27 protein-coding genes are annotated in these 26,413 nt (G+C 62.2%); 18 read left to right on the plus strand and 9 right to left on the minus strand.

Annotation, left to right across the window (positions count from 1 at the left end; translation table 11 throughout):
- Positions 1–85 precede the first annotated feature (85 nt).
- On the plus strand, positions 86–2,068 hold the full coding sequence (locus HBO41_RS26600; protein ID WP_169988352.1) for a sigma-54-dependent Fis family transcriptional regulator: 1,983 nt from the start codon (positions 86–88) through the stop codon (positions 2,066–2,068).
- 131 nt (positions 2,069–2,199) lie between these two features.
- Here the strand turns inward: HBO41_RS26600 and HBO41_RS26605 are convergent, their stop codons facing one another.
- Entirely contained in the window at positions 2,200–3,249 is a 1,050-nt protein-coding gene (locus HBO41_RS26605) for a LacI family DNA-binding transcriptional regulator (protein ID WP_099549164.1), read from the minus strand.
- Between the two features lie 161 nt (positions 3,250–3,410).
- On the opposite strand from HBO41_RS26605, the gene HBO41_RS26610 reads away from it, so the two are divergent.
- From HBO41_RS26610 to HBO41_RS26630, 5 genes are read left to right on the plus strand one after another with little or no spacing between them, the layout of a single operon-like run.
- Complete coding sequence (locus HBO41_RS26610; RefSeq protein WP_169988354.1) at positions 3,411–4,505, plus strand: fatty acid desaturase family protein; 1,095 nt, start codon at positions 3,411–3,413, stop codon at positions 4,503–4,505.
- Positions 4,506–4,535: 30 nt separating this feature from the next.
- Complete coding sequence (locus HBO41_RS26615; protein WP_017134582.1) at positions 4,536–4,856, plus strand: MocE family 2Fe-2S type ferredoxin; 321 nt, start codon at positions 4,536–4,538, stop codon at positions 4,854–4,856.
- 2 nt (positions 4,857–4,858) lie between these two features.
- Entirely contained in the window at positions 4,859–6,058 is a 1,200-nt protein-coding gene (locus HBO41_RS26620) for an NAD(P)/FAD-dependent oxidoreductase (RefSeq protein WP_169988356.1), read from the plus strand.
- Between the two features lies 1 nt (position 6,059).
- Positions 6,060–6,878, plus strand: a complete 819-nt coding sequence (locus HBO41_RS26625) for a sugar phosphate isomerase/epimerase (protein WP_169988359.1) — start codon at positions 6,060–6,062, stop codon at positions 6,876–6,878.
- A gap of 50 nt (positions 6,879–6,928) precedes the next feature.
- Positions 6,929–7,891 carry a Dyp-type peroxidase gene (locus HBO41_RS26630; RefSeq protein WP_169988361.1) on the plus strand — a complete coding sequence of 321 codons (963 nt, stop codon included), beginning with the start codon at positions 6,929–6,931 and terminating at the stop codon, positions 7,889–7,891.
- Here HBO41_RS26630 and HBO41_RS26635 read toward each other — a convergent pair.
- Complete coding sequence (locus HBO41_RS26635; RefSeq protein WP_099549168.1) at positions 7,888–8,760, minus strand: undecaprenyl-diphosphate phosphatase; 873 nt, start codon at positions 8,758–8,760, stop codon at positions 7,888–7,890. The two genes, HBO41_RS26630 and HBO41_RS26635, sit on opposite strands and share 4 nt — an antisense overlap.
- Before the next feature lie 179 nt (positions 8,761–8,939).
- On the opposite strand from HBO41_RS26635, the gene HBO41_RS26640 reads away from it, so the two are divergent.
- A complete protein-coding gene (locus HBO41_RS26640; protein ID WP_099549190.1) occupies positions 8,940–9,446 on the plus strand; it encodes a GNAT family N-acetyltransferase in 507 nt (168 codons plus the stop codon).
- Here the strand turns inward: HBO41_RS26640 and HBO41_RS26645 are convergent.
- Entirely contained in the window at positions 9,424–10,368 is a 945-nt protein-coding gene (locus HBO41_RS26645) for a GlxA family transcriptional regulator (RefSeq protein WP_017134588.1), read from the minus strand. The two genes, HBO41_RS26640 and HBO41_RS26645, sit on opposite strands and share 23 nt — an antisense overlap.
- Positions 10,369–10,554: 186 nt before the next feature.
- Between HBO41_RS26645 and HBO41_RS26650 the strand changes: the two genes are divergently transcribed.
- From HBO41_RS26650 to HBO41_RS26660, 3 genes are all read left to right on the plus strand, one after another.
- Entirely contained in the window at positions 10,555–11,163 is a 609-nt protein-coding gene (locus HBO41_RS26650) for a TetR/AcrR family transcriptional regulator (protein ID WP_169988363.1), read from the plus strand.
- Positions 11,160–11,837, plus strand: coding sequence for a type 1 glutamine amidotransferase domain-containing protein (locus HBO41_RS26655; RefSeq protein WP_169988365.1), 678 nt, complete (start codon positions 11,160–11,162; stop codon positions 11,835–11,837). Before HBO41_RS26650 ends, HBO41_RS26655 begins: the two co-directional genes overlap by 4 nt.
- Before the next feature lie 79 nt (positions 11,838–11,916).
- Positions 11,917–13,041, plus strand: a complete 1,125-nt coding sequence (locus tag HBO41_RS26660; RefSeq protein WP_169988367.1) for an alkene reductase — start codon at positions 11,917–11,919, stop codon at positions 13,039–13,041.
- 266 nt (positions 13,042–13,307) lie between these two features.
- On the opposite strand, the gene HBO41_RS26665 is transcribed toward HBO41_RS26660, so the two are convergent.
- Positions 13,308–14,306 carry an NAD(P)H-quinone oxidoreductase gene (locus tag HBO41_RS26665; protein ID WP_169988369.1) on the minus strand — a complete coding sequence of 333 codons (999 nt, stop codon included), beginning with the start codon at positions 14,304–14,306 and terminating at the stop codon, positions 13,308–13,310.
- Positions 14,307–14,492: 186 nt separating this feature from the next.
- On the opposite strand from HBO41_RS26665, the gene HBO41_RS26670 reads away from it, so the two are divergent.
- The gene (locus HBO41_RS26670) at positions 14,493–14,873 is read left to right on the plus strand and encodes a DoxX family protein (protein WP_026013490.1); all 381 of its coding nucleotides are present in this window, start codon (positions 14,493–14,495) and stop codon (positions 14,871–14,873) included.
- A 55-nt stretch (positions 14,874–14,928) separates the two neighbouring features.
- On the opposite strand, the gene HBO41_RS26675 is transcribed toward HBO41_RS26670, so the two are convergent.
- From HBO41_RS26675 to HBO41_RS26690, 4 genes are all read right to left on the minus strand, one after another.
- Positions 14,929–15,747: an alpha/beta fold hydrolase gene (locus HBO41_RS26675; protein WP_017134594.1), complete on the minus strand. Its 819-nt coding sequence runs from the start codon at positions 15,745–15,747 to the stop codon at positions 14,929–14,931.
- Positions 15,748–15,834: 87 nt separating this feature from the next.
- Entirely contained in the window at positions 15,835–17,226 is a 1,392-nt protein-coding gene (locus tag HBO41_RS26680; RefSeq protein ID WP_169988371.1) for an alginate export family protein, read from the minus strand.
- Positions 17,223–18,116 (minus strand): VOC family protein, encoded by an 894-nt coding sequence (locus HBO41_RS26685; protein WP_169988373.1) that lies wholly within the window; start codon positions 18,114–18,116, stop codon positions 17,223–17,225. Before HBO41_RS26685 ends, HBO41_RS26680 begins: the two co-directional genes overlap by 4 nt.
- Before the next feature lie 184 nt (positions 18,117–18,300).
- Complete coding sequence (locus tag HBO41_RS26690; protein WP_138453870.1) at positions 18,301–18,873, minus strand: LuxR C-terminal-related transcriptional regulator; 573 nt, start codon at positions 18,871–18,873, stop codon at positions 18,301–18,303.
- Positions 18,874–19,003: 130 nt separating this feature from the next.
- On the opposite strand from HBO41_RS26690, the gene HBO41_RS26695 reads away from it, so the two are divergent.
- Genes HBO41_RS26695 through HBO41_RS26705 form a run of 3 tightly spaced genes read left to right on the plus strand, consistent with a single transcriptional unit; the run spans position 19,004 to position 23,081 of the window.
- Entirely contained in the window at positions 19,004–20,182 is a 1,179-nt protein-coding gene (locus tag HBO41_RS26695; RefSeq protein WP_169988375.1) for an acetyl-CoA acetyltransferase, read from the plus strand.
- A 3-nt stretch (positions 20,183–20,185) separates the two neighbouring features.
- Positions 20,186–21,721: a class I adenylate-forming enzyme family protein gene (locus HBO41_RS26700; protein ID WP_169988377.1), complete on the plus strand. Its 1,536-nt coding sequence runs from the start codon at positions 20,186–20,188 to the stop codon at positions 21,719–21,721.
- A gap of 37 nt (positions 21,722–21,758) precedes the next feature.
- On the plus strand, positions 21,759–23,081 hold the full coding sequence (locus HBO41_RS26705; protein WP_099549187.1) for an MFS transporter: 1,323 nt from the start codon (positions 21,759–21,761) through the stop codon (positions 23,079–23,081).
- 4 nt (positions 23,082–23,085) lie between these two features.
- Here the strand turns inward: HBO41_RS26705 and HBO41_RS26710 are convergent, their stop codons facing one another.
- Positions 23,086–23,397 carry a hypothetical protein gene (locus HBO41_RS26710; RefSeq protein WP_017134601.1) on the minus strand — a complete coding sequence of 104 codons (312 nt, stop codon included), beginning with the start codon at positions 23,395–23,397 and terminating at the stop codon, positions 23,086–23,088.
- A 202-nt stretch (positions 23,398–23,599) separates the two neighbouring features.
- On the opposite strand from HBO41_RS26710, the gene HBO41_RS26715 reads away from it, so the two are divergent.
- The 4 genes from HBO41_RS26715 to HBO41_RS26730 all read left to right on the plus strand — a co-directional run bounded on the left by HBO41_RS26715 (position 23,600) and on the right by HBO41_RS26730 (position 26,133).
- Positions 23,600–24,256, plus strand: coding sequence for a secretin and TonB N-terminal domain-containing protein (locus HBO41_RS26715; RefSeq protein WP_017134602.1), 657 nt, complete (start codon positions 23,600–23,602; stop codon positions 24,254–24,256).
- Positions 24,253–24,798 carry an RNA polymerase sigma factor gene (locus HBO41_RS26720; protein WP_017134603.1) on the plus strand — a complete coding sequence of 182 codons (546 nt, stop codon included), beginning with the start codon at positions 24,253–24,255 and terminating at the stop codon, positions 24,796–24,798. Before HBO41_RS26715 ends, HBO41_RS26720 begins: the two co-directional genes overlap by 4 nt.
- Positions 24,799–24,835: 37 nt before the next feature.
- On the plus strand, positions 24,836–25,762 hold the full coding sequence (locus tag HBO41_RS26725; RefSeq protein ID WP_169988379.1) for a FecR domain-containing protein: 927 nt from the start codon (positions 24,836–24,838) through the stop codon (positions 25,760–25,762).
- A gap of 116 nt (positions 25,763–25,878) precedes the next feature.
- The gene (locus tag HBO41_RS26730) at positions 25,879–26,133 is read left to right on the plus strand and encodes a helix-turn-helix transcriptional regulator (protein ID WP_169988381.1); all 255 of its coding nucleotides are present in this window, start codon (positions 25,879–25,881) and stop codon (positions 26,131–26,133) included.
- Positions 26,134–26,413: the final 280 nt, after the last annotated feature.

Here is a 26,413-nt window from a genome sequence, read left to right on the forward strand (position 1 = left end):
ATTATAAAATTCTATAAACAAAAAGTGTTCATTCTGATGACATGCCTATACTGACATGTCAAAAACATGAACATGGACTGCAGCAATGACCTCCGTTCCCATGGCTTTCAGCGTGCAAGACCTCGACTACCTCACGGCCCTGGGGCCGGCTTCGCTGAACGAAGGCCCGATTCCCGCGCTGGAACAGGCATGGCAGGCGTGTCAGGCCGGCGTGGTCGAGCGCCCGGCCGACGTTCGGCAGGTGATTTGGGATTCCTGGCGGCGCAGTGTCGAGGCGGGTATCAGCCCGGATGACAGCCAATACCGTTTTGTCGCCGCCGACGCGCTCGCGGCCACCCTGGCGGCCCACCGCGTGCTGATCGCGGCGGCGGCGCAGGTCATGCGCGGCTTGCTGGCCTACAACCCGCGCGGGCATATCAACCTCACCGACGCTGAAGGCACCACCCTGTATTTTTGCGGGCTGGATATCACGCCCATTGGCAGTCGCCTGCTGGAATCGGTACAGGGCACCAACTGCACCGGCCTGGCCCTGGCCGAAGACCGCCTGGTGTACGTGCTGGCCGAGGAGAATTTTGGCCGTGGCCTGCGTGAACGCCGCATGCATTGTGCCGCCGCGCCGATCAAGAATGCCCAGGGCCAGACCCTGGCCATGCTGACGCTCACTGCCGAGCCCGGCTGGTTTCACTTCCACACCCTGGGCACCGTGCAAGCGGCCGCCGAGGCGGTGGCGCGGCAGATGGCGTTGCAAGCGCTGCTGGAGGAACAGCAGACGGTGCTCGAGGTGCTCAACGAAGGCTTGGTGGTGCTCGATGAGCGCGGCTGCATCAAGGCGCTCAATCGCTACGCCCGGCAATTATTCCGCGTCGGCCTGGAACTGCTCGGCAGCCCGTTCCAGCGCCTGGGCCGCAGTGAGCTGAGCGATGCCATGTTGCTGCGGGCCGGCGAGGGCGTGCGTGACCTTGACTGCACCTTCCACTTGCACGACCGCAGCCAACTGGCGTGCCTGGTGTCGGTATGCCCGCTGGAGCAGGGCGGGGTGATTGTGTCGCTGCGCGAAAGCCGGCGTATTCGCGAAATTACCCGGCGCATTATCGGCACCCAGGCCAGCTATACCTTTGAAACCATCCAGGGTAATTCGCGGGCGATCCAGGACGCGTTGCACTTGGGGCGTATTGCCAGCCGCAGCGATTCCACCACCTTGATCCTCGGCGAAAGCGGCACCGGCAAGGAGCTGTTTGCCCAGGCGATTCACAATGGGAGCGAGCGGCATAAAGGCCCGTTTGTGGCAGTCAATTGCGGTGCGATTCCACGGGACCTGGTGCAAAGCGAACTGTTCGGGCATGTCGAGGGCGCATTCACCGGCTCCACCCGTGGCGGTTCGGCGGGCAAGTTTGAACTGGCCGATGGCGGCACGATTTTCCTCGATGAAATTGGCGACATGGCATTCGACGCCCAGGTCAGTTTGCTGCGGGTATTGCAGGAAGGTGAAGTTACCCGCGTCGGCGCAAAAAACTCCCGCCAAGTGAATGTGCGCATTATCGCCGCCACCCATCGCAACCTCAGCCAGGCGGTGGCGGAGGGCGCGTTTCGTGAAGACCTTTACTACCGCCTCAATGTCTTGAACCTGACCGTACCGCCGTTGCGCATGCGCCGTGACGATATCCCGCTGCTGGCGCGGCATTTCCTCAATCGGTGCGCCCGTTCGATGCGCAAAGCGGTTCAGGGTTTTTCGCCGGATGCATTGGAGTTGCTCTCGGCCTACGGCTGGCCCGGCAACGTGCGTGAGCTGGAAAACAGCATTGAGCGGGCAACCAACCTGGCGATGGGTGAGTTGATCCAGGCTGCCGATCTGCCACTTGAAACCCAGCAGCGTGCCGCCTTGCGCCCTTACGAACCTCAGCCCGCGCAGGACCTGAGCAGCCATGAGCGGCACGCTATCGTCGCCGCGCTTACCGCAGCCGGCGGCAATATCCGTCTGGCTGCGCGGCAGTTGAACGTGTCGCGAGGCGGGCTGTACAACAAGATGAGCCGGTTCGGGTTGAGCGCCGGGGATTTTCGCGTGCCGTAATCCTCAAGCAAAACCCGGTCAAAGGTGGGAGCTGGCTTGCCTGCGATTGCGCAGTGTCAGTTGATAAATGTGTAACTGACCCACCGCTATCGCAGGCAAGCCAGCTCCCACAGTTTTTTGATCGTTGTGTATCAGTTGGACAGGTTCTCCGAGGTCACGATCTGCGGTGGGATATGCACTCTGTGCCGCAGTGGATCGAAGGCCTCGGCGGCCTGCAACTCCACCAGTAATTCGATCAGCGCGGTCGCCGTCTGCCGAGGCTGCGAGTCCATCACCACATCAATCAAACCTCGGCTCAGCGCCTCACGCGACAACGCGGTGGACTCCTGCAAAATGCAGCACAGCGCCGGCCGTTTGGGCAGCTGCGCCAGGGCATTGATCACGCCGTCACCGCCGCCGCCCACCACGCACAGGCCGCGCAGGTCGGTGTGGCGGGTGAGCAGGTCGAGGGTGGCTTCTTCAGTGATGTCGCTGTTGTCCAGGTTGATCAGCGGTTCCAGCGGCTTGAGCCCCGGCGCATGCTCGGCCAGGTAACTGTGCAAGCCTTCAACCCGCGCCTGGTGGCCGAGAAAACGATGGCCGCCCAACAGGATGCCGACGCTGCCTTTGCGTGCGCCGCAGGTGCGCGCCAGCAGCCAGCCCATGGTGCGCCCGACCACGTGGTTATCCTGGCCCACATACGGCTCCAAGGCTTGTTCGTGGATATCCGACAGCAACGCGACCACCGGCACGCCGGCTTCGCGAACCTGCGCCAGTGTGGCGTTGATCAACGGGTGGGCGAAGCTGACGACGGCGAGCGCGTCGCATTGCACCGCCAGTTGCTCGATTTGCGTAGCGATGGCACTGGGCGTGCGGTCGAGAATGTAGTCGAACTGGCAGGTCAGGTTGGCTGTAGCGTGCTGCTGCGCGGCCGTGCTGATCGACTGCGCCAGGTTGGCGTAAAACGCTTGGGCGGTGCCCAGCAGCAGGATGCCGAAACGGTAGGTGGGGCGCCGCTCACGAATGCGTTGGCCGATCAGCCGTGCGGCAAAATAACCCACGGCTTCGGCGGCCTGGAATACTTGCTCGGCGGTCTGCGGATTCACCGGCGCACGGGCATTGAGCACACGGTCGACGGTGGCCACACTCAAGCCTGCCTGGGCGGCGACAGTGGCGATGGTCGGGCGTTTATTATTATTCATGACAGGCCTCTCAAGCGTCTTGATAGAAAACTATCAAGCCTCACTGGGCCTGGATGATAGCTTGATAGGGAATGGATTCAAGGCCTTGAGGCGGATTTATCCGCGCTCTATGGTTTGTTCGCAAAGCACCAGTTACCCACCGCTTGCGGAGAACAATAACAATGCCTGAACACACGCCTCACCGCGCCCGGCGCGACTACAGCCTCACCGGCCCTGAAGCTGCCCGCGCCGCAGAAAAGGGCCTGGTCTCGGCCAGTTGGTATCAATCGCCGATCTCGCGTAAACGCATGAAAGAACTGATGCAGCGCCGCGACGGCCCGGCGTTGCTCGATACGGCCCTGTGGGTGTCGGCGCTGCTGGTCACGGGGTTTGGCGGCTACTGGTTCTGGGGCTCGTGGGCCTGCGTGCCATTCTTTATGGCTTACGGCGTGCTCTACGGCACCGGGTCCAACCCGCGTTGGCATGAGACCGGCCACGGCACCGCTTTCAAGACCCGCTGGATGAATGTTGGGCTGTACCAGGTGGCGAGTTTCATGTGCATTTTCGAGCCGCATGTATGGCGCTGGAGCCATGCGCGGCACCACACCGACACGATCGTGGTCGGGCGTGACCCGGAGATCGTCGAGCCGCGCCCGCCGAGCCTGTTGATGATGGGCCTGAGCCTGTTCAACCTGCCGCTGGCCTGGAAAACCTTCAGCGGCGTGGCGCGCCATGCGATCGGCAAGATGAGCGCCCAGGAACAGGACTTTATCCCCGAGTCCGAATGGCCCAAGGTGTTCCGTGCTGCGCGGATCTGGGTCGGTATTTATGCGCTGGTGATCGGCACCGCGTTGTACCTGCACAGCTGGCTGCCATTGATGCTGGTCGGCCTGCCGAGCCTGTATGGCGCCTGGCTCGGCTACCTGTTCGGCCTCACCCAGCATGTGGGCCTGGCCGAAGATGTGCTGGACCACCGCAGCAACTGCCGCACCATCTACATGAATCGCGTGCTGCGCTTTATCTACATGGACATGAACTACCACCTCGAACACCACATGTACCCGATGGTGCCGTACCACGCGTTGGCGCAACTGCACGAAGAGATCCGCAGCGACTGCCCGCCGCCATACGCGAATATTCTTGAGGCGTACAAGGAAATCCTACCGACGATCTGGAAGCAGCGCAGCGACCCGAGCTATTTCGTGCAGCGCCCCGTGCGCCATCGCACAGAACCCACTGCCCATGCCCCGTTAAATGCCGAAGCCACTGCTGGCTGAGTTTCACCCCATCCAATAAGAGAAAACGCCATGAACGATCAATGGATCGACGTCTGCGCCGTGGGCGAAATTGACGAAGAAGACGTGCTGCGCTTCGACCATGGGCCGCACACTTACGCGGTGTACCGCTCGGCCGAGAATGAGTTTTTTGCCACTGCCGGCCTGTGCACCCACGAGAAAATACACCTGGCCGACGGCCTGGTGATGGACCACGTGATCGAGTGCCCCAAGCACAACGGGCGCTTTGATTACCGCTCCGGCAAGGCCCTCGGCGCGCCGGTGTGCGTCAACCTCAAAACCTACCCGGTGCGGGTCGAAGCGGGGCGGGTTCTGCTCGCCGTGACGGCGTGAGCATGAACGCACCCCTGATTATCGTCGGCGCCGGCCATGCCGGTGGCCGTGCGGCGCTGACCTTGCGCGAAGAAGGCTACACCGGGCGCCTGATCCTGATCGGCGATGAACCGCACTTGCCCTACGAGCGCCCGCCGTTATCCAAGGGCTTGCTGCAAGGCAGTACGGACCTGGCGGGTTGCAGCCTGTGCGACAGCCAGCGCATGGCCGCGCTGGGCATCGAACATATCGCCGGCAACCCGGTTACGCGCCTGGAGCCGCACCAGCACCGGCTGCAACTGGCTGACGGCCAATGGCTGGACTTTGCCGGTGTGCTGCTGGCCACCGGCGGCCGGGCGCGACGCTGGCCTGTGGAGCAGGCGAACGTGCTTTACCTGCGCACCCATGATGAGGCGCTGGCCCTGCGCGACGCCTTGCGCCCCGGCACGCGGCTGGTGGTGGTCGGCGGTGGTTTTATCGGCCTGGAAGTGGCGGCGACCGCGCGCGGCCTGGGCTGCCAGGTGACGGTGCTCGAAGCTGGCCCACGCTTGGCGGGCCGGGTGTTGCCGCCGGTGATCAGCGAAGCGCTGCTGGATTTGCACCGCCAGCAAGGCGTTGAGGTGCGCTTGAATGTGGCACTCGAATCCATCGACGCCGACGCGGTGCAACTGGTCGATGGGCAGCGCTTGCCGTGTGATCGGGTGGTGGTCGGCATTGGCATGCAACCCAATCTCGAACTGGCTGCAGCAGCGGGGCTGGAAGTAGGGCAGGGCATTCGCGTCGATGCGCAACTGCGCACCAGTGCGCCGAACATTTATGCGGCGGGCGATGTGTGTGAGTTTCGCCTGGGAGGCCTGTATCAACGCCAGGAAACCTGGCGCAATGCCGAAGCCCAAGGTCGCCATGCTGCGCTGAATATGTTGGGGCGTGAGTTGCCGTTCGAGGCCATGCCGGGTTTTTGGTCCGACCAGTACGACTGGGGCTTGCAGACCGTTGGCGTGATGACCCCGCTGACGGTCAGCCGCGCACTGCCGGGCGGTGGTTTGCTGTTGTTCCACCAGGATACCGACGGGCATTTGCAAGGCGCTTGCGGCTGGGCGCTCGGCAATGGCGTGGCCAAGGACATCAAGCTGTGCGAACGCTTGATCAGCGCGCGCATTGCACTCAATACGGCCGACCTGGCCAACCCGGACGTTTCCCTTAAACACGTGCTGCGAGGCTGATATGCACCAATTGCTGGTGTTCCAATCCCTCTGGGCCATGCAGACCGAACCGGGGCCGCTGGAAGCTCAGCTCGATCGCATCGCCGCCGCCGGCTTCGACGGCATCACCGATCATTACTGGAAACCCGCCGAGGTCGCGCGCCTGCACGCTGCCGCCAGCGCCAGGGGCTTGCAGATCGAAGGCCAACTGTTCCCGCAATCGGTGGATGACCTGGCCGCCGTGCTGGATGTGATCAGCCGCTACGGCTGCCACCACCTCACCCTGCAGGCCGATGTGCGCCCGCGCACGCTGGCCGAGGCGGCCCGCCTGGTCGAAGGCTGGCAGCGCCTGGCCGAACAGGTGGACTTTCCGATCCTGCTGGAAACCCATCGCTACCGCCTTACCAACGACCTGCTGTTCACCCTCGACCTGCTCGCACAGATGCCCGACCTGAAACTGCTCGCCGACCTGTCCCATTACGTCGTCGGCCGGGAGTTACCGGAACCGGGCGCGTTCGAGGACGACGAGCAGATACGCACGATATTGCGCCACAGCTGGGGCTTTCACGGGCGAGTGGCCAGCAGTGAACAGGTGCAGGTCTCTGTGGGTTTCCCCCAACACCAGGCCTGGGTAGAACGCTTTACCGGTTGGTGGCGCTACGGGATTGAAGACTGGCTGGCCCGGCCCGATGCGCCCAATAGCCTGTCGTTCACCTGTGAGCTGGGCCCGCCGCCCTATGCAATCACGGATGCAAACGGCGGTGAAATCAGCGACCGCTGGGCCGAGGCGCTGAAGCTGAAGACCCTGATTCGCCAGGTGTGGGAGAGCTGCCAGCGATGATCTGCTAATCTGCGCGGGTTAAAACCGCCCTTAGCCTGTGGACTTTCATCATGAAGACTTGCCCTGTTCAGCCACCTCTTGAGCCGCAGTCCGTCTGCCATCCCATCACCAGCAGCGCGATCTTCATGGTTGCAACCGTCGCTCCCGGCAGTGAAGACCAGGTGCGCGCCTGGTGCGGCGATATCGCCGGGCTGGTGCGTTCGGTGGGCAAGCGCGTGCCGGCGGGCAACCTGACCTGCGTCTGCGGGTTCGGCTCGGATGCCTGGAGCCGGCTGTTCGGCGGGCCACGCCCGGCGGCCTTGCACCCGTTTCGCGAGTTCGGCGTGCCAGGGCGCATGGCGCCGTCGACGCCCGGCGATATCCTGCTGCATATCCGCGCCGAGCAGATGGACCTGTGCTTCGAATTGGCCACGCAGTTGATGGTAGCCCTGGGCGACAGCGTCAAGGTGGTGGATGAGGTCCAGGGTTTCCGTTACTTCGATATGCGCAGCATCATCGGTTTTGTCGACGGCACCGAGAACCCGGTGGGGCGCAAGGCCGTCGGCTTTACCATCGTCGGCGATGAAGACGCGGAATTTGAAGGCGGCAGCTACGTGCTGGTGCAGAAGTACCTGCACAACATGAGCGCCTGGAACGAGCTGACGGTGGAAGCCCAGGAGAAAGTGATCGGGCGTACCAAACTGGCCGACATCGAGCTGGATGAAGAGACCAAGCCGAGCAACTCCCACAGCGCCCTGACCGTGATCACCGACGAAAACGGCGAAGAAGTGAAAATCCTGCGCGACAACATGCCCTTTGGCCGCCCAGGCGCCGGCGAGTTCGGCACCTACTTTATCGGCTACGCGCGCTCGCCGCAGCCCCTGGAGTTGATGCTGGAAAACATGTTCGTCGGCCGCCCGGTCGGCAACTACGACCGCTTGCTGGACTTCAGTACCGCCGTGACCGGCGGCCTGTTTTTTGTGCCTTCGGCCGATTTGCTTGAAGAGCTGGCCGACCGTCAACCGGGGGCTTAACTGAGCAACCCGGTGCTGACCGCCACAATCAAGAAGACTCCCAGCAGCGCGCGATAAATCACAAACGGCCAGGTGGAGAACCGCTCCAGGAACTTCATCAGGCCCCAGATCGCGAAGAACGCCGAGATACTTGCCACCACCAGGCCGAAGAGCAAATGCGGCCAGGCGTGGGCGGGCATGTCGGCGTGCAGCAGCACCCACAGCTCTTTCAAACCGGCCAGCGCGATGGCGGGCAGGCCCAGCAGGAATGAAAAGCGCGCCGCTTCCTCACGCTTGAAGTTGAGGAACAGCGCAGCGGTCAGCGTCGAACCCGAGCGCGATACGCCGGGGATCAGCGCGCCAATTTGCGCAACCCCGACAATCAGTGCATCGCGCAGGCGCATCTGGCCCATGTCCCGGGTGTGACGTGCGCGCACTTCGGCCACCGCCAGCAGTACCGCCATCACCACACAGGAAATCCCGATCACCATCAGGCCGCGCAACGGCGAGTTGCAGCTGTTGAGGGTCGAGGACAAGGCCAGGCCGGCAATGCCGATGGGGATGGTCGCCAGCACAATCGCCACCGCCAGCTTGAACCACGGGTCGTTGTAGTCGCCCCGGCGTACCGCACCGATGCTGCCCGTGGTGACCTGGCGCACATCGCGCCAGAAATAACTGACCACCGCCGCCAGCGCCGCCAACTGCATCGCCGCCGAAAACGCCGAGCCGGGGTCTTGCCAGCCGAGCAGGGCGGGCACCACACGCATGTGGGCGGTGGACGACACCGGCAGCAGCTCGGTAATGCCCTGGATCACACCCAGGATGAAAATCTGCAGGTAATCCAGGGAGGCAAAGCCCACATCCAGGCCGGCGGAACAGACGTTGGTCAAAATAGAGGTCCTTGAGGAAAAGGTCGAAGCTGACGAAGTTTATTCTAAATGTTTCAGGAATTTCGGTTGGACGGGGCAAATCCGCAATCGGTTCAGCAAACAGAAAGGTTATGCAATGTATTGGCCTGCGCGCGTGTTTTGTGAACAATGGCGCCCTGCGTTTTGTCACCGAGAGCCCCATGCCTGAAACCACCGTTGAACTGATCCAGACTGGCCCCGAAGCGTCCGAGCTGATCCGCAACCTTTACCAGTATTACGCCTATGAGTCCTCGGACTGGGAACAGGAAGATGTCGAGGCGGATGGCCGCTTCTACATCCACGATGAGCACCTGACCCGTTACTGGCACGACCCGCAATGGAGCGCCAACCTGCTGCTGGTGGACGGTTATATCGCCGGCTTCTTGCTGATCGAAGGCAGCGAACTGCCAGGCATCGACGCCCTGGAACTGGCCGACCTGTTCATTCTCAAGCGCTACCGCCGCAAAGGCATTGGCCGTGCCATTGCCACCCAGGTGTTGAGCAGCGGCCAGGCCGATTGGCTGGTGCGTTTCTATGACCAGGATGAAGTGTCCCAGGCGTTCTGGCGTGCGGTGCTGGATGATTTGCCGCGCCCGGTGCAGACCCTGGAGCTGGAGGATGACCCGCAGTTGGTGAGTTACCTGATTACGCGAGCGGTCCTGCATTAAAGGCCTGTTGCATGGCCTGTGGCGGCTGCCCGAAGGCACGCAGAAACGCCTGGCGCATGCGTTCGCGGTCACCAAAGCCGGTTTCACGGGCCACCACTTCGACCGGGTGACGGCTGGTTTCCATCATTGCCCGGGCCGCTTCCACGCGCAGTGATTCGATGGCCTTGGCCGGCGTTTGCCCGGTTTCTTCGCGAAACACCCGACTGAACTGGCGCGGGCTCAGGCGGGCAACCTCGGCCAGGGCTTCGACCGACAGGTCGTGGGTCAGGTTTTCGCGGGCATAGGCCAGGGCCAGCTGCACGCGGTCGGATTTGGGGTCCAGTTCCAGCAGGGCTGACAATTGCGACTGCTCACTGCCGCGGCGTTGGGCGATCACCAGTTTGCGGGCGATGCGCCGGGCCAGGTCGCTGCCCAGGTCAGCCTCGACCATGGCCAGTGCCAGGTCGACGCCGGCACTCATGCCGGCGCCGGTCCAGATCTGGCCGTCGACCACGAACAGTTTGTCTTCCTCAAGCTGGATGTGCGGGTAGCGCTTGCGAAAGGCGGGCGCGTGGATCCAGTGGGTGGTGGTGCGCTTGCCCTCGAGCAAGCCGGCTTCGGCCAACACGAAGATGCCCATGCACAATGAGGCCACACGCCGTGATTGGGCGGAGGCGGCCTTGACCAGCTCGAGCAGGTTGGCTTCCGGCAAGCGAAATTCCAGATAGCCGCTGACGATCAGCGTGTCATAACCCTGCGCGCGGATCGGCGTGGTGTTCACCGAAAAGCCTTGGGAGGTCATCACGGCACCGCCGCTTTCGGACACCAGGTGAAACTCATAGGCCGGTTCGCCGCGCAGCAGGTTCGCGCATTCAAATACCGAGCCCAGGCTGAGGCTCAGGGATTGAAAGTTCGGGTAAACCATCAGCGCAACGCTGTGCATCATTGTTCTCCAAAAAACGCGGGCCAAGGGCTCGGGAGGGGTGATTGTCGGCGCGTGCCAGGTAAACGGCAACCGACTTTGTGGCATGTCCGGAATCCTTGCGCATCTGACATTGTTGAAGGTTTGCGTGGCGCCTAACATCCCCTCAACGAACTAGACGACTGGTCTAATCGGGCGGGAAGCGTGATGAACAACGTAGCTAAAAGTACTCGGCAGGTCATTCTGGACACGGCGCAAGTGATTGTCGGCCGTAAAGGATTTTCTGCGGTGGGCTTGAACGAAATACTGCAAGCCGCCGAAGTACCCAAAGGCTCGTTCTATCACTACTTCAACTCCAAGGATGCCTTCGGCGTGGTGTTGCTCGACAGTTACTTCGACCACTACGTCAACGGCATGCAGCAGTTGTTCAATCAGCCTGAGCTGTCAGGTTTTGCCAAGTTGATGCGCTATTGGCAATCCTGGGTCGACAACCAGACCGGCTGCACCGACACGGGCAAATGCCTTGCCGTCAAACTCGGTGCCGAGGTGTCAGACCTTTCAGAGCCGATGCGTCTGGCCCTGCAGCGCGGCACTGCACGCACCATTGAATTGCTTGCCCAGGCCTTGCAGCACGGCATTGAAGACGGCTCGCTGCAGGCACAGCCACACCCCGAAAGCCTGGCCCGGCGCCTGTATGCGTTGTGGTTGGGGACCAGCGTCATGAGCAAGATCACCCGAACATCCGCGCCGTTTGATGAGGCGCTGCTACTCACACAACATCTACTGCAACCCATCGATCGAGGCACTGGAAAATGAAAGTATTAATGGTACTGACCTCTCACGACCAGCTGGGCAATACCGGTCGTAAAACCGGCTTCTGGCTCGAAGAGTTTGCCGCTCCGTATTACACCTTCAAGGACGCCGGTGCCGAACTGGTGCTGGCATCCCCGGCCGGTGGCCAGCCACCGCTGGACCCGGTCAGTGACCAGCCGGATGCGCAAACCGACGATACCCGCCGCTTTGCCGCCGATTCGGCCGCGCAGCAGGCCCTGGCCAACACGGTCAAGCTGGACTCGGTGAATGCTGCCGACTTCGACACGGTGTTTTACCCAGGTGGTCATGGGCCATTGTGGGACCTGGCCGAATCGCAAGCGTCGATCGCGCTGATCGAAGCCTTTGAGCGCGCCGGCAAGCCGATCGGGTTTGTCTGCCATGCGCCGGGCGCGCTGCGTCACGTCAAGGCGGTCAACGGCGAGCCGTTGGTGAAGGGCCGTCGTGTGACGGGCTTCTCCAATTCCGAAGAAGCCGCCGTGGGCCTGACCGATGTGGTGCCGTTTTTGATTGAAGATGATTTCAAGGCGCTCGGTGGCCTGTATGAGAAGGGCGCCGACTGGCAATCCTTTGTGCTTGAAGATGGTTTGCTGGTGACCGGGCAGAACCCTGCCAGCTCCAGCGATGTGGCCAAGGCCCTGCTGAAACTCACCGCTTAAATTAACTAACCGTTGTAGGCATTGGCGGCTCTCAAGAGCCGCCAATGCTTTTGTTCGCCCTGAATTTGGACTTTTACTCATGACCATGCGTGTTTTAAATACCCCGGTAAAGCTGGGGCATCACAGCCTCAATAACCGGGTTGTGCTGCCGCCCTTGACCCGTCAACGCAGTGCGCAACCGGGTGATATCGCCACCGATCTGATGGCCGAGTATTACCGCCAGCGCGCCAGCGCCGGGTTCATGGTCAGTGAAGGCACGCAGATCGAACCTCGCGGCCAGGGCTATGCGTGGACGCCGGGTATCTACACGCCCGCGCAGATCGACGGCTGGCGCAAAGTCACCGAGGCGGTGCATGCCGATGGCGGGGTGATTTTCGCCCAGCTCTGGCATGTTGGCCGTGTGTCCCATAACGCCCTGCAGCCAGAAGGGTTGGCACCGGTCGCGCCCTCGGCGTTGCCGGCTGAGCAGGCAAAAGCTTTCATCGAAACCGGCCCTGGCGTCGGTGAATTGAAACAGCCGCCCGTGCCGCGCGCATTGAGCGTGCTGGAGATTGAGGAGTTGGTTGGGCATTACGCACAGGCTGCGCGCAATGCCTTGGACGCCGGTTTTGACGGCGTGGAAATCCATGCTGCCAATGGTTACCTGGTCAACCAGTTCATCTCTGCCCATGCCAACCAGCGCGACGACGAATACGGCGGCTCGTTGCACAATCGCCTGCGCTTTTTGCGCGAGATCGTTGAAGCAGTGACGGCCGTGGTTGGGCCGGAGCGTCTTGGCGTGCGTTTTTCGCCGTTGTTCAGCGGCACTGATCAGGACCGCGTGTATATCGGCCTGGTGGAGGAAGACCCACATCACACCTATATCGAGGCGATCAAGGTGCTGGAGGCGTCCGGCATTGCCTATGTGTCCATCGCCGAAGCCGACTGGGACAACGCGCCTGACCTGCCGGAAACCTTCCGCCAGGCGGTGCGCAACACCTTCAGCGGGCGCATCATCTACGCCGGACGCTACACCGCTGAGCGCGGTGCAAAGCTGTTGGAGTCGGGGCTGGCGGACTTGATCGCGTTCGGTCGCCCATTCATTGCCAACCCGGACCTGCCACAGCGACTGTTCAACGGCTGGCCATTGAACCCGCTGCGGGCTGAGGGCATGTATGGCGGCTCTGAGCTGGGCTATACCGATTACCCGGTGTACGCCGGGTAAGTGCGCCAAGCCGCTGCGATGGCGGTGGTTCAGGTGGTTTATGTTTCGCCAGTGCCGCCGTCTTCGCAGCCTCGCTGGGGCTCGACAGCTCCCACATTTGAGCTTTGTCGCTGGGTGAATCTGCGTTCGATGCGATGGCCCTGCAAACCGAACCCCCAGCAACACAGCCGATTCCCTGTGGGAGCTGTCGAGCTTTAGCGAGGCTGCGAAAGCGGTGGGTCAGGCAACTTGTATGTCGCCTGTGCCGCCGCCTCGCCGGGGCTCGATTACTTCACTTGCAACACGATCTTGCCAATATGATCCCCGCCTTCCATCCGCGCATGGGCCTGGGCGGCGTCGGTGTATGCGTACACCTTGTCGATGATCGGCAGGCAGCGCCCGGCGGACAGCACCGGCCATATGTATTCGCGCAGCTGCTCAGCGATTGCGGCTTTCTCGTCCTTGGTGCGAGCGCGCAACAAGGAACCGGTGATGACTGCGCGTTTGCCGAGGATCGTCAGCAGGTCGACGTCATTGGCTTTGCCGCCGCCGAGGAAGCCCAGCATCACCAAGTGCCCGTCCATGCCCAGGGCCTTGAGGTTGTTGTTCAGGTAGGAGGCTCCCATGATGTCGAGGATCACGTCGACGCCCTGGTCGCCGGTCTTCTTGGCGATGACCTCGGCAAAGTCCTGCTCGCGGTAATTGATCGGCTCGGCGCCCAGTTTGGCAATTGCCGCGCATTTGTCGGCGCTGCCGGCGGTGGCGAACGCCTGGATGCCGAACTCCTGGCAGAGCATCAGCGCGGTGGTGCCGATGCCACTGGTGCCGCCGTGGATCAAGGCGCGTTGGCCTGTGTGCGCGCCACCCAGGCCGAACAGGTTGGCCCAGACAGTGAAAAAGGTTTCTGGCACGGCAGCGGCTTGAATCCAATCCATGCCTTCAGGAATCGGCAGGGCCTGGCTGGCGGGTACGGCGCAGAACTGTGCATAGCCGCCGCCATTGGTCAGGGCACAGACCTTGTCGCCCAGGCTGTATTCACTGACGCCGTCGCCCAGCGCAACCACTTCGCCGGCCACTTCCAGGCCCGGTATCGGGCTCATGCCGGGCTTCATCGGGTACTTGCCGGCGCGTTGCAGGGCATCGGGACGGTTCACCCCGGCGGCATGCACGCGGATCAGAATTTCGCCGGGGCCGGGTGAGGGCACTGCAACCTGACGGGGCTGGAGAACCTCAGGGCCGCCGAAGGTGGTGATTTCAATCTGGGTCATGTCGTGGGGCAGAGTCATGTTTACGATTCCTGTAGCGATGAGCGTATGAAGTGGGACCGTAGCCTGGGGTGGTTGATTCAACCGGGGTAGTTTGTGTGGCGCCCAGCATAGCCGGCTCTTTGCCATAAGGTCAGCACAGGCTTGCAAGCTCGGGCGCGGCTCTGCGGACACAATCGACGTCGGTTTCTTTTATGGACGTTGCAGATGAATGAATCAAAAAGTCAGGCGCTTGGGCTGCTGTTTCTGCGAGTGAGTGCATCGCTGTTCTTGCTGTGGGTACATGGGCTGCCCAAACTGCTCCACTACAGCCAACAATTGACGCTGATCGAAGACCCGTTCCACCTGGGTGCCAATGTCACGTTATGCCTGGCGATTGGCGCTGAAGTCGTCTGCCCGTTGTTGATTATCGCCGGGGTCTGGGTGCGCCTGGCCTGTTTGCCGATCCTTGCAGTGCTGCTGGTGGCTTTGCTGGTAGTGCACCCGCAGTGGTCGCTGTTTGAAGGGCAGTTTGGATGGCTGCTGTTGATCCTGTTTTCCAGCATTCTGATCGCAGGGCCCGGTCGCCTGGCACTTGATCACGCCTGAACAAAAAAAGGCCGGGCAAGCCCGGCCAAAGAAAGGAGAGGGTGACGCCGTTGCTTCAGCGGTTGAGGAAGGCCAACAGGTCTTCGTTCAACTGCTGGGTGTGAGTGGCGGCAAAACCATGCGGCGCGTCCTTGTACACCTTCAATTGCGCGCCTTTAATCATCTGCGCCGCCACCTTGCCGGTGGTCTCGAACGGCACGATCTGGTCGCCATCACCGTGGATCACCAGGGTCGGCACATCGACCTTGGCCATGTCCGGGCGAAAGTCGGTTTCGGAGAATGCCGTGACGCAATCAACCGTCGATTTGAGCGATGCCAGCAAGGCAATCTGCAAGGTCTGGGTGAGCACGCCCGGCGAGACCTTCTGCCCCTGGTTGATACCAAAGAACGGGGTATTGAAATCGCTGATAAATTGCGCGCGGTCCTTCAGCAGCCCGGCCTTGATACCGTCGAATACATCGGTGGGTACACCTTGCGGGTAGTCCGCTTTCTGACCGAAGATCGGCGTCACGGCACCCAGCAATACCAGGCCGGCTACACGTGCGTTGCCATGGCGAGCGATGTAGCGAGCGACGTCGCCGCCGCCCATGGAGAAGCCCACCAGGGTCACGTCGGTGAGGTCCAGGTGTTCAATCAACTGGGCAATATCGTCGGCGAAGGTGTCGTAGTCATTGCCGGTCCAGGGTTGGTCGGACCGCCCAAAACCACGGCGGTCGAAAGCGATGGTGCGAAAGCCGCGGCTGCTCAGGTATTCCATCTGGTATTCCCACATATCCGCATCCAGCGGCCAGCCGTGGCTGAACAATACAGGTTTACCGCTGCCCCAGTCCTTGAAGTAGATCTGGGTACCATCTTTGGCAACGAATGTGCTCATGCATAACTCCTTGATTGAGGGGGATGACTGCGCGTTACTATTGCCCTGCACGTGTCGAAGGGCTTGTACACGTGTGCTTGCTTGGGTTTACCAACTGAATTTGAGCTCGACTCCCAGGTAATTGCTGTCGTCACCACCGGCCTCGCGCAGGGTGCGGCCCACCGCGTAATGCACGGCTTCCACCGCGCCGGTAAGGTTCGGTGTGAAGTCATAGTCGGTGCGCAGCTGAGTGTAGGCGCCGGTCCAGCGTTCACCTTTGCCTGCAGTGCCGGCCACGGGCAAGTTCGGTTGGGTATAGACCGCGTCTTCGGTGGTCTGTCGCCAGAGCAGGCCGATGGCAGTCTGTACGCTCAGTTTGGCAATGGGCTTGACGGTGATCGACGGTTTGACGTGGATCAGGTTGCTGTAGCCCGTATAGCCGGCCAGTGAAAAATAGTAGCCGTTGGGAAACAGCGGGTTGAACGTGCCGACGGTAGCGTCACCCGCTTTGCGGTCGCCGGAGGCGATATCCAGTTGCACGCCGAGCCGTGGTTGCCATGCCAGGCCCTCAAGCGTATAGCCCGTGCGGCTGCCAGCGGCCCACGCCCGAATCGACTTGCTCCCCACCGACCCCCTTTGCAGCATCGCCTCGATGTCCCAATCGAAGCCCTGGGCTGCGCCGCCCAGGCGGGCGTCGACAAACTGGCGGGTTTCCTCGCCGTCGGCGTCCAGATAATGCGCAGCGCTGCGTTCATACACGCCGTAGTAGGCCGACAATTCATTGCTGCCGCCCACCAGTCGCTCGACCCGCAGCAGGTGAAAGCGAGCGTCGCTGTTGGAGCGGTCGTCAAAGTGTCTCTCGTCCTGATACTGCACCGGCTGGCTGGCGATCGCGATAAAACGCCAATGGGTGGTTTCCCAGTCGGCCCAGAGCGCGTCGAACGACTGGCGCACATTCGGCCCATCCCGCGACGAGATAAAACGCTGCAAGTCGAAGGCGAAGTCCTGGCGGCCGATACGGCCCTTGAACGTCCCGCTGCTGGAGGTGTTCACGTACTCGGCAAAGGCCAGCCGCAAGTCGACACGGTTTTGATCGGCACCACCCACTGTGGTTTTGTCGTACGCCCGAGCATCTTCGAGTTGGGTGAACACCCGCCAGTTTTCGTCCAGGTGCAGGTCCGCGTGGATCTCAAAGCGCTGGATCAGGTAGCGATCACGCTTCACATCGCGCACGCCGAAGCCACTGGCATCGTTCATCTCGAAGCGTTCGCGCAAGCTCGCGCCCAACGACAGGTACGTCAACGGGTTGGTGCTTGACAGCGGGATGTACTTCAAGTTGTCCAGCGGTTGCGTGCGCAGCACCGGGTCTTGCAGCACCGACCAGTTTTCCTGCCAGCGGTTGGTTTTGAGCACCGGTCGGGTGGCTTGCTCCTCTGCGTGGGCGCTGGCGGTGAGCAGCGGCCACAGCACGGCCAAGCCCCAGGGGGTATGGCGATTCATTTTGTCGCGCTGAGCTGGTGAATTTCCGCGACGTATCCACCGGGAAATTCGACCATTGCGCTGCGCCGCCCTTTGCTCGCGAACGCCGGTACCAGCACAGTGGCGCCAGAGCCTGTGGCTTTGGCCAGGGTAGCCGTCAGGTCGTCGACTTGGTAACCGGTGGTCTCATGGCCGAACGGGTAGGGCAGTTGGCCATTGGTCACCAGTACGGCCATGCGTCCGAACGGCGATTGCAGGTCGACACGCCGGTAGAGGCCGCCCTGGCCGATATCGATACCCGGCGCGTGTTTGTCGTCAGCCAGGACCTTGCCATGGGAAAAACCGAGGAAAGCGTTGATAAACGCCTCGGCCCGCTCGGCTGGCAGGTATACGCGGTTTTCCGGCACCGTCTGGAACCCTGCGTAGTTCGGCGCCTGGGTGTGCCAGTAGAGCTGCATGTTCACACCGCCTGGCCACTGCACCACGGCATCGCGGCCGATGGGGTCGGGAAAGTCACTGACAATTACGGCTGCACCATTTTCCCGTGCGGCCTTGAGTGCCACGTCCATGTCTTTGACCAGATAACCGTTGCGCTCTTGGCCAAACGGATGCGGGATAGGTGTGCTGAAGCCGAACAGTGACACCGTACCGACTGGCGTCTGCAGCAATTGCGAGGTGGTACTGCTTGGCACTGGCAGTACGTTCACCACCACTTGTGGGGTACTTTTGCCACCGAAGGTCGCGAGGAAGCTCGTGGCAAAGCGGTCCACATCAGCGGGTGCCACGTAGACGTGGCTGGTGTCGTATTGCGGTGCCACTGCCACGCTCGGCGTTGCCGCAAACGCGCTGTTCATCATGGCCCCGACCAACAGCGTCAATGCCAGGCTTACCGTATTCGCGTTTCTACCCATGCCTGCTCTCCAGCCGTTTTGGAAAGTCAGGAGCTTAGGCGGCCGGCACGGATGCGAATTGTACGGGCGTGCTTGATGGAACACTTGAGGCCGGAAAGTCACAGGGCATGACAGGTGCGGTTTTCAGCGCGGGATACTGCTGTAGCTTCGAGTGATTTCGCAACCCGACAAAAATCCACCTCTGTCACGCCACCATAATAATTTTCGACACCAATTCCACCACCGTCTTGGCCTGCAACTTTCTCATCAAGCGCGCCCGGTGCACCTCCACCGTGCGGTGGGAGATCGCCAGGCGTAGGGCTATTTCCTTGGACTTGAGGCCATTGACGATGTGCATGGCGATTTCCCGCTCCCGTGGCGTGAGGTCGCCGGTGCCCTGGTGGGTGCGGTCCAGGCGTTCGAAGTGCCAGATCATCAGCTTGAACGGGTCTTTGGGCGTAAGGGTGTAGCCGTGGGACCTGGCCCAGAACACTTCGCCGTTGTGGTGCTGCATGAAACGTTCGTCGGAGTAAAAGCCGTTTTCGCTTTCCAGCAGCCATTCATGGCTGCGCTTGCCAATGGCGTGGTAGTCAGCCTGGGAAGGGTAGATCAGCAGCGTCAGCTGGTTGACCAATGCGTCGCGCGAATAGCCGAACAACTGCAGGAAAGCCTCATTACAGTCGACCATTACGCGGTTGCGGGTGACCAGTTGCGGCGCGGGGGAGAGCTGGAACGCCAGGCGTTCTATGTCGTGGAACTGCTGTGCAAACGCGTTCATTGGGCATCCTGCCTCGTCGCTTTTCTCAACTGGGGCTACTTAGCCATGTAAGTAGTTGCACGAATTGGCGCGCGCCCAACGGTGGGTCATTGTAGGTAAATGTCCGCGCCAAAAATAGAAGAAATTGATTATGCCAGCTGATTGCGTCTCCATTGTTGCTGCCGGTCATTCACGTTTTGGTCGCCTTGAAGGCACCAGCCTGGAGGATCTGATCGTACAGGTCACCCGCGAAGCCGTGAAGGACGCGGCGATTGACGCGAGCGAGATCGACGCGTTGTTCCTTGGCCACTTCAACTCCGGGTTGGTGCCCGACGGGTTCCCGGCCTCGCTGCTGCTGCAGGCCGACCCTGGGCTGCGCTTCAAACCGGCGACCCGCTGTGAAAACGCCTGCGCGTCCGGCTCGGCGGCAATCCTGGCCGGGGTCCAGGCGATCCTGTCCGGCAGCGCCGAGCTGGTACTGGTGGTGGGCGCGGAAAAGATGACCCACACCACCACCGCCGAGGTGACCCAGGCCTTGGCCGGCGCCGGCTATCAGAACGACCCGGCCGAAGCGGGCTTGAGTTTCCCGCAGCTGTTCGGCCGTGCGGCGCGCCAGTATGCCGAGCGCTACCACTGCCCGTTGGGCTCGATGGCGGCCATCGCCACCAAGAACCACTCCAACGCCATGGCCAACCCGCTGGCACAGATGCACCGGGTGATGGATTTCGAGCACTGCAACAACGTGTCCAAGAGCAACCCGTTTGTGGCCGATTCGCTGCGCCTTACCGACTGCTCGCTGATCAGCGACGGCGCCGCCGCGATCATCCTGGCCTCGCCCAAGCGCGCGCGGGCGTTCCGCCGTGATGTGCAGATTCGTACACTGACCCAGGTCAACGATTGCCTGCCGATTGCCCAGCGCGACATCCTCGCGTTTGAAGGCCCGCAACGCGCGATTCATGCGGCGTTGCGCGGGGCGAATATCACCCTGGCCGACCTGAGTTTCGCCGAGGTGCATGACTGCTTCACCATCGCTGAGCTGCTGATCTACGAGGCCATGGGCCTGGCGCCCAAAGGTGAGGGGCACCGTGTGCTCGACAGCGGTGTGGTGCGCGCGGGCGGGCGGTTGCCGGTGAACCTGTCCGGCGGGCTCAAGGCCAAGGGGCATCCGGTGGGCGCCACCGGTGTGTCGATGCATGCCCTAGCGTTTCGCCAGTTGACCGGCGAGCCGATCGGCCTGGCGGTACCCAACCCCGAATTCGGCCTGGTGTTCAATATGGGCGGGATGGCCGTGGCCAACTATGCCTCGGTGCTGCACGCGCGTCGGAGCTGAACCATGAACATTGCCAACTGGCTGCACGACACCCAGCGCCGCGATCCGCTACGCCCGGCGTTGTTTGAGGGCACGCGGCAAGTCGCCGACTACGCGACCTTCACCGCCCATGTCCGTCAACGCGCTGCGCAACTGGTCGATCAATATGGCCTGGTGCCGGGCGATGCGGTAGCGCTGCTGATGAAGAACAGCTGCGACTACCTGGAAGTGCTCTACGCCGTCTGGTGGCTGGGTGGCGTGGTGGTGCCGATCAACGCCAAACTGCACCCGGCAGAGGCTGCATGGATTGCCACCCATGCCGAGGCCCGCTTGATCTTTACCGACGGCGGCCGGGTCTTCGCGTCATCCCGGGACTTGCCTGCGCGCTGCAAGGAGCTGGACGCTCACACGCTGCCGCCGACCCGTGGCTGGCCGACGCTGGAGCAGCCGGTGCCGCGCCTGGACGAGGACCTGGCCTGGCTGTTCTACACCTCCGGCACCACCGGGCGCTCCAAGGGCGTGATGTTGTCCCACGGCAACCTCATTGCGATGTCGCTGTGTTACCCCACGGATGTCGACGCGGTCAGTGCCGACGATGCAGCCGTGTATGCCGCGCCGATGTCCCACGGTGCGGGGCTGTACAACTTCATCCATGTGCGCTGCGGCGCCCGGCATGTGGTGCCGGCTTCCGGCGGTTTTGATGCCGGCGAGCTGTTTGGCCTGGCTGCGCAGCTGGGCAATGTATCGCTGTTCGCCGCGCCGACCATGGTCAAGCGCATGGTCGAACAGGCGCGGCGCCAGGGTTATGGCGGCGACGGCATCAAGACCATCGTCTACGGAGGCGGGCCGATGTACCTGGCCGACCTGTGCGAGGCGCTCGACACCTTCGGCGCGCGCTTGGTGCAGATCTACGGCCAGGGTGAAAGCCCGATGACCATCAGCGTATTGCCACGCGCTCTGATCGCGGACCGCCAGCGCCCAGGCTGGTCAACCTTGGCGGCGTCTGTTGGCCATGCGCAAGCCTGTGTCGAAATCCGTATTCTGGATGCCCGGCACCAACCGCTGCCGACCGGCGAGCGCGGTGAGATCGCCGTGCGCGGTGCCACGGTGATGCAAGGTTATTGGCGCAACCCGCAGGCCACCGCGCAAACCCTGGTGGATGGCTGGTTACTCACCGGCGACATCGGCTTTCTCGACCTGGCCGGCTTCTTGACCCTCACCGATCGCTCCAAAGACGTAATCATCACTGGCGGCAGCAATGTGTACCCGCGTGAAGTCGAGGAAGTGCTGGTGCAGCATCCCGACGTGTCCGAGGTGTGTGTGGTGGGTGAGCCGGACGCGCAATGGGGCGAGTCAGTGGTGGCCTTCGTGGTTACACGCAGCGGGCAGGCGTTGGATGAGGCCGAACTCACCGCGTGGTTTCTGCAGCGCATGGCGTCATTCAAGAAACCCAAAAAGTATGTGTTCAGGGCCGATTTGCCGAAGAACAGCTACGGCAAAACCCTCAAGACCGACTTGCGGCAGTGGTTGAAAGCAGCGAGTATCGCCGCGCTTTCCTAGTTTTCATGGACAGAACAACCGACAAGGAGTCCCTTCGATGGGCAATACAGCGCAAGACACGCAGCGCAAGCGCCGCCGTGCATTCCTCGGTGCCACCTCCGGCCACTTGATCGAGTGGTACGACTATGGCGTCTACGGCTTTCTCGCCGTGTACATCGGCCAGGCGTTTTTCGTCTCCGACGACCCCACCACCAGCCTGCTCGCCAGTTTCGCGGCGTTTGCCCTGAGCTTCTTTATCCGGCCGTTGGGCGGGCTGTTCTTCGGCCCGCTGGCGGACAAGATCGGCCGGCGCAAAACCCTGATCATGGCGCTGGTGATGATGACCGGCTCCACTGTAATGCTGGGCCTGTTGCCCACTTATGCGACCCTTGGTATCGCCGCGCCGATCCTGCTGATTCTGGTGCGCTGCGTGCAGGGCTTTTCGGCGGGCGGCGAGATCGGCACCGTCACCAGCTTTATCTCCGAATACGCCGGCCCCGGCCGCCGCGGTTTTGCCACGTGCTGGTTGATGGTTACCGCCGTGCTCGGCCTGCTGCTGGGTGGCGCCGTGGCGAACGGCATGACCTGGATTCTGGGCGCCGACACGATGCAGGAATGGGCCTGGCGCGTGCCGTTCCTGATCGCGGCGCCGCTGGGGTTTATCTCCATGTATATCCGCCTCAAGCTCGAAGACAGCCCGGAGTTTCTGGCCCTGCAACGCGCCGGGCAAACCTCCCGCGCGCCGCTGCGCGAGGTCTGGCAGTGGAAACGCGCCATCGCCCTGGTGTTCTTCATCATTACCTTGCACAGCTCGATCTTTTACCTGGTGCTGACCTTCGCCTCGACCTACATGGCCAAGATCCTCAAGTTCGACAGCGGCACCACCTTGCTCTATGTGTTTGTCGCCAGCTTCTCGGCGGCATTCGTGATGCCGTTTGGTGGCGCCTTCACCGACAAATACGGGCGCAAGCCGTTTCTGATGGTGATCGGCACTTTGGCCACGCTGGCGATGTTCTGGCTGTTCAAATCGGCACCCACCGCCACGCCCGCGTCGTTCTTCGCGCCGTTGATGGCCGTGGCGATCCTGTTCGGGCTGTACGCCTCATCCACCTACGCGCTGATGAGTGAGTTGCTGCCGACGCGCATCCGCTCCACCGGGATTGCCGTGGCCTATAACGTGCCGGTCGCGGTGTTTGGTGGCAGCGCGCCGCTGATCTCCACCTGGCTGATCAAAGTGACGGGCGACATTACTTCACCGTGGTACTTCTACGTGGCCACCGGTGTGGTATCGCTGATTGCCCTGGTGGTGTTGCGCAAAGAAGATTTTGTTGCCAGCGGTAGCCCGGTGGTTGTGCCGCCTGCGGCTGCGGCGTTGGCCTGATTGCTCAGGGGCGTTGGGGTTTTACCGACGTCCCGAACGTATTGCCCATGCGGTTACTGGTCGCCGCCGGCGTGGCCAACCCCACCTGGTTCGGCGGCCGCTTGTGTACCGGGAGGTTCTGCGCCTCGCGGTTCTTTTGCGCGGCCTTGGCCGCGTCCGGGTCATTGCCCATTTGCTGGCTCAGGCAGCCATAGTCGGGCGCCTTGTACCCATCTACCGTGACTTCCGTGCAGCCTTTGGCAGCGGTTTCGGCGTGGGCGGCCAGTGGCAATGCGACGCACAGCAACAGGCCGGCGAATGGGGTGTAACGCTTCATCGGAGCCTCCTGGCAGGCCCGCACAGAGGGGCCGTTAGTGTTGCGAAGTGTAGTTCAGCGGGCTTGCCGTCACCGTGATGTTTTTTTTGCTATCACCGTAACATCAGGTTCATAAACGGGCCTCAGGATGACGGTTTTCAAGGACACGTCAGCCGTGCAGCGATGCCGCGTGGGGGGTGAACAGGGAGGCTGGAAGCGCGCCATGGGTGCCCTGGCCTTGCTGTTGCTGTTGGTTGGCATAACGCCCGCCAGCGCCGCGCCATCGCTGCTGACATTGGACCTGCCCGCGCAGGACCTGGAACACGCACTGCATGCCTACAGCCGCGCCACCGGGATGGCGGTGCTGGTCGACCGTGAGTTGACGCGGGGCCGGCGCTCCATCGGTGTGCGCGGGCGGTTCACTGCGCAGGAGGCGCTGGCGGTGCTGCTGACGGGGAGTGGGCTGATGGCGCGTTATGCACGTGATGATGCGGTCACCCTGCAAGTCCCGCCGACCCCGGCGCCTTTGCTGCGGGGAGCGTCAGCGCGCAATACGGCACGCATCAACACCAGTTACGCCGCCGCGCTGCAACAGGCGATCGAAGCCAGCCTGTGCCGCTCACCACTGACCCGGCCCGGCAGCTTTCGGGCGTTGGTGCAGGTGTGGGTCAACGCTGATGGCGTGATTGAACACAGCCGGCTGGTCAGCTCCACCGGCGACGAACAACGCGATGAAGCACTGGTGCGCAGCCTTGGGACAACCCGGGTCGAACGCCCGGCACCCAGCGCGCTGCGCCAGCCGGTGACGTTACTTTTGATGCCCGACACAACAGGAATACGCATGGAATGCACAGCAGGGACGGGAGCCGCGGGCGCATGAAGAACACCGGGCACAGTGCGATGGTCAGTCTGTTTCTGGCCTCCTATGAAGACTTCAAGGTGCGCCTGCGCAAACGCTTGGGCTCGGAGGACCTGGCCAATGATGTGCTGCACGAAACCTACCTGCGGGTCGACCGCATGGACGTGCCGCCGAACCTGCAACAACCCAACGCCTACCTGTACCGCATGGCCCTGAACATCGCCGCCGACCGCCGCCAGGCGGATGCGCGCTTGCTCACCGGCAGTGAAGTCGAGGCGTTGCTGCAAAGCGCCGATGAGGCCCAGGACCCTTCGCGGGTGGTGGGTGGCCAGCAAGAGATCCAGTCGTTGGTCAAAGCCCTGTACGAACTGCCGGCGCGCCGACGCAAGATCCTGATCGCTGCGCGCCTGGAAGAAGCGCCGCACCTGGAAATCTCCCAGCGCTTCGGTATTTCCACGCGCATGGTAGAGAAGGAAATCAAGGCTGCTTTGGGCCATTGTGCCAAGCGCCTGGAAAGAAAAGTGATTCAGCGGTTCGGTCCCGGGGCCGGAAAACCGTCTTAGTGTCGAGTCCCTGATAAAACCGTGAGTATGTGCGCGCTTGAACATTTTCAGTTTCCCCTCCACCCGGCAATCGCCCGCTGACCCTGTGCACGAACAAGCCCGTGATTGGTTGCTGTTGCTGACCTCGGGCCGGGCCACCGTGGCTGATGTCAAGGCGCTGCAGGCCTGGGTCGCGCAAAGCCCGGCGCATGCCCAGGCGTTCGAGCAGGCCAAGCTGTTGTGGCGGCAATTGGGCGCGGCCACCGAACAGTCGGCGCCGCACCGTCAGTTTGGGCGTCGTGCGTTCCTGGGTGGCGCGATTGCGGCCACGGCGGCAGTGGTGATGGTGCGTGTGGGCGTGCCGGGCGGGTTTGCCGGATTGAGGGCCGACTATCGCACCGAGGTGGGTGAGCAGCGCCAGGTGCTGTTGAGCCAAGGCGTCAGCCTGGAGCTCAACACACAGACGCGTATCAGCCGGGTCGGGCAGGGGATTGAGTTGCTTGAAGGCGAAGTCGAAGTGCTTGCACAGCTGGCGCAACCGCTCAAGGTGCAGGCCGGCGAGGGCTGGGTGACTGCGGCGCAGGCGCGGTTCAATGTGCGCAACACCGACCGCAATGTGTGCGTGACCTGTATCGAGGGTTCGCTGACGGTGGATGTTTCCGGGCGCAGTGTGCGCTTGGACAGTGGCCGGCAACTGACTTATGGCGCGGGTGGTGTGGGCGAGCCGATTGGGGTGGATGCGCAGGCGGTCGTCGCTTGGCGTGAACAGGTGCTGGTATTTAACAACGCGACATTGGCGACGGTGGTGGATGAGATCAATCGTTATCGGCCGGGGATGTTGGTGTTGCTTAACAAGGAACTGGGGCAGCGGCGGGTGCAGGCGCGGTTCAGTTTGCAGCAATTGGCAGGCGTGGCGCTGTTGATTCGGGATGCGTATGGGGCCAAGTGTACTGAGCTGCCGGGTGGGGTGGTGTTGCTCAGCTGAGATCGTTCCCGCGTTCTGTGTAGGATTTTTTCCTTGGTGTTTGTAGGCGTCTTCTCGTTGTTTTTTTCGGCCTCTATGGACTGCTGGGAAAAAATACGGCAGGGAGCCGATCATTCATGAATATCCGCAAAAAGCATCTTCAGGGGCAGGCAGTACAGCTAGCTTGTCTTTCACATTCGGGGCACCGCCTGCGGGTGGCGCTCAAAGCGTGCGAAATTTCTCCGACGGCGTTTGCCGAGTGGTTGCGTATTAGTCCGCAACGTTTGAATAATTGGTTTTTGCGGGGTTTGCCGGATGTGCATCTGGAGGGGTTGGCGCGTGCGTTGAGTTTGAGCAGGGTGTGGCTTGAGACTGGGGAGGGGGAGCCGTAGGTTGGGGGCATATCCGTTATTTGGGTAATGGCGGCTTATGGTTCCGCTCTTACAGCGGGTCACTTTTGGCAAACGCCCCAAAAGTAACCAAAAGGTCTGTGCCCCACCACTCGGTGCCTCGCTTAGGCTCGGCATGCCCTCACTCCGGCTTGAATCCGTGGGCCGCCGCGATGGGCCATCCTTGGCCCAGCGCGGCTAACCCGGCGTCCTGCCGGGTTACCCACGGATTCAAGCCTGCGTTCGGCCATCGTAGTTAACGGGGCGCCTGAGATCAAAAGCA

It is taken from the genome of Pseudomonas sp. WS 5146, from assembly GCF_012985495.1.
Classification (GTDB): Bacteria; Pseudomonadota; Gammaproteobacteria; order Pseudomonadales; family Pseudomonadaceae; genus Aquipseudomonas; species Aquipseudomonas edaphica.

Excerpts from the sequence above, each read along its gene's own strand:
- HBO41_RS26620 (WP_169988356.1), top strand. The coding sequence starts at position 4,859 with ATGAACGCACCCCTGATTATCGTCGGCGCCGGCCATGCCGGTGGCCGT.
- HBO41_RS26615 (WP_017134582.1), top strand. The coding sequence starts at position 4,536 with ATGAACGATCAATGGATCGACGTCTGCGCCGTGGGCGAAATTGACGAA.
- HBO41_RS26625 (WP_169988359.1), top strand. The coding sequence starts at position 6,060 with ATGCACCAATTGCTGGTGTTCCAATCCCTCTGGGCCATGCAGACCGAA.
- HBO41_RS26675 (WP_017134594.1), bottom strand. The coding sequence starts at position 15,747 with ATGAGCACATTCGTTGCCAAAGATGGTACCCAGATCTACTTCAAGGAC.
- HBO41_RS26665 (WP_169988369.1), bottom strand. The coding sequence starts at position 14,306 with ATGACTCTGCCCCACGACATGACCCAGATTGAAATCACCACCTTCGGC.
- HBO41_RS26690 (WP_138453870.1), bottom strand. The coding sequence starts at position 18,873 with ATGAACGCGTTTGCACAGCAGTTCCACGACATAGAACGCCTGGCGTTC.
- HBO41_RS26610 (WP_169988354.1), top strand. The coding sequence starts at position 3,411 with ATGCCTGAACACACGCCTCACCGCGCCCGGCGCGACTACAGCCTCACC.
- HBO41_RS26720 (WP_017134603.1), top strand. The coding sequence starts at position 24,253 with ATGAAGAACACCGGGCACAGTGCGATGGTCAGTCTGTTTCTGGCCTCC.
- HBO41_RS26645 (WP_017134588.1), bottom strand. The coding sequence starts at position 10,368 with ATGCACAGCGTTGCGCTGATGGTTTACCCGAACTTTCAATCCCTGAGC.
- HBO41_RS26705 (WP_099549187.1), top strand. The coding sequence starts at position 21,759 with ATGGGCAATACAGCGCAAGACACGCAGCGCAAGCGCCGCCGTGCATTC.
- HBO41_RS26680 (WP_169988371.1), bottom strand. The coding sequence starts at position 17,226 with ATGAATCGCCATACCCCCTGGGGCTTGGCCGTGCTGTGGCCGCTGCTC.
- HBO41_RS26605 (WP_099549164.1), bottom strand. The coding sequence starts at position 3,249 with ATGAATAATAATAAACGCCCGACCATCGCCACTGTCGCCGCCCAGGCA.
- HBO41_RS26700 (WP_169988377.1), top strand. The coding sequence starts at position 20,186 with ATGAACATTGCCAACTGGCTGCACGACACCCAGCGCCGCGATCCGCTA.
- HBO41_RS26600 (WP_169988352.1), top strand. The coding sequence starts at position 86 with ATGACCTCCGTTCCCATGGCTTTCAGCGTGCAAGACCTCGACTACCTC.
- HBO41_RS26715 (WP_017134602.1), top strand. The coding sequence starts at position 23,600 with ATGGGTGCCCTGGCCTTGCTGTTGCTGTTGGTTGGCATAACGCCCGCC.
- HBO41_RS26730 (WP_169988381.1), top strand. The coding sequence starts at position 25,879 with ATGAATATCCGCAAAAAGCATCTTCAGGGGCAGGCAGTACAGCTAGCT.
- HBO41_RS26650 (WP_169988363.1), top strand. The coding sequence starts at position 10,555 with ATGAACAACGTAGCTAAAAGTACTCGGCAGGTCATTCTGGACACGGCG.
- HBO41_RS26710 (WP_017134601.1), bottom strand. The coding sequence starts at position 23,397 with ATGAAGCGTTACACCCCATTCGCCGGCCTGTTGCTGTGCGTCGCATTG.
- HBO41_RS26685 (WP_169988373.1), bottom strand. The coding sequence starts at position 18,116 with ATGGGTAGAAACGCGAATACGGTAAGCCTGGCATTGACGCTGTTGGTC.
- HBO41_RS26655 (WP_169988365.1), top strand. The coding sequence starts at position 11,160 with ATGAAAGTATTAATGGTACTGACCTCTCACGACCAGCTGGGCAATACC.
- HBO41_RS26640 (WP_099549190.1), top strand. The coding sequence starts at position 8,940 with ATGCCTGAAACCACCGTTGAACTGATCCAGACTGGCCCCGAAGCGTCC.
- HBO41_RS26695 (WP_169988375.1), top strand. The coding sequence starts at position 19,004 with ATGCCAGCTGATTGCGTCTCCATTGTTGCTGCCGGTCATTCACGTTTT.
- HBO41_RS26660 (WP_169988367.1), top strand. The coding sequence starts at position 11,917 with ATGACCATGCGTGTTTTAAATACCCCGGTAAAGCTGGGGCATCACAGC.
- HBO41_RS26670 (WP_026013490.1), top strand. The coding sequence starts at position 14,493 with ATGAATGAATCAAAAAGTCAGGCGCTTGGGCTGCTGTTTCTGCGAGTG.
- HBO41_RS26630 (WP_169988361.1), top strand. The coding sequence starts at position 6,929 with ATGAAGACTTGCCCTGTTCAGCCACCTCTTGAGCCGCAGTCCGTCTGC.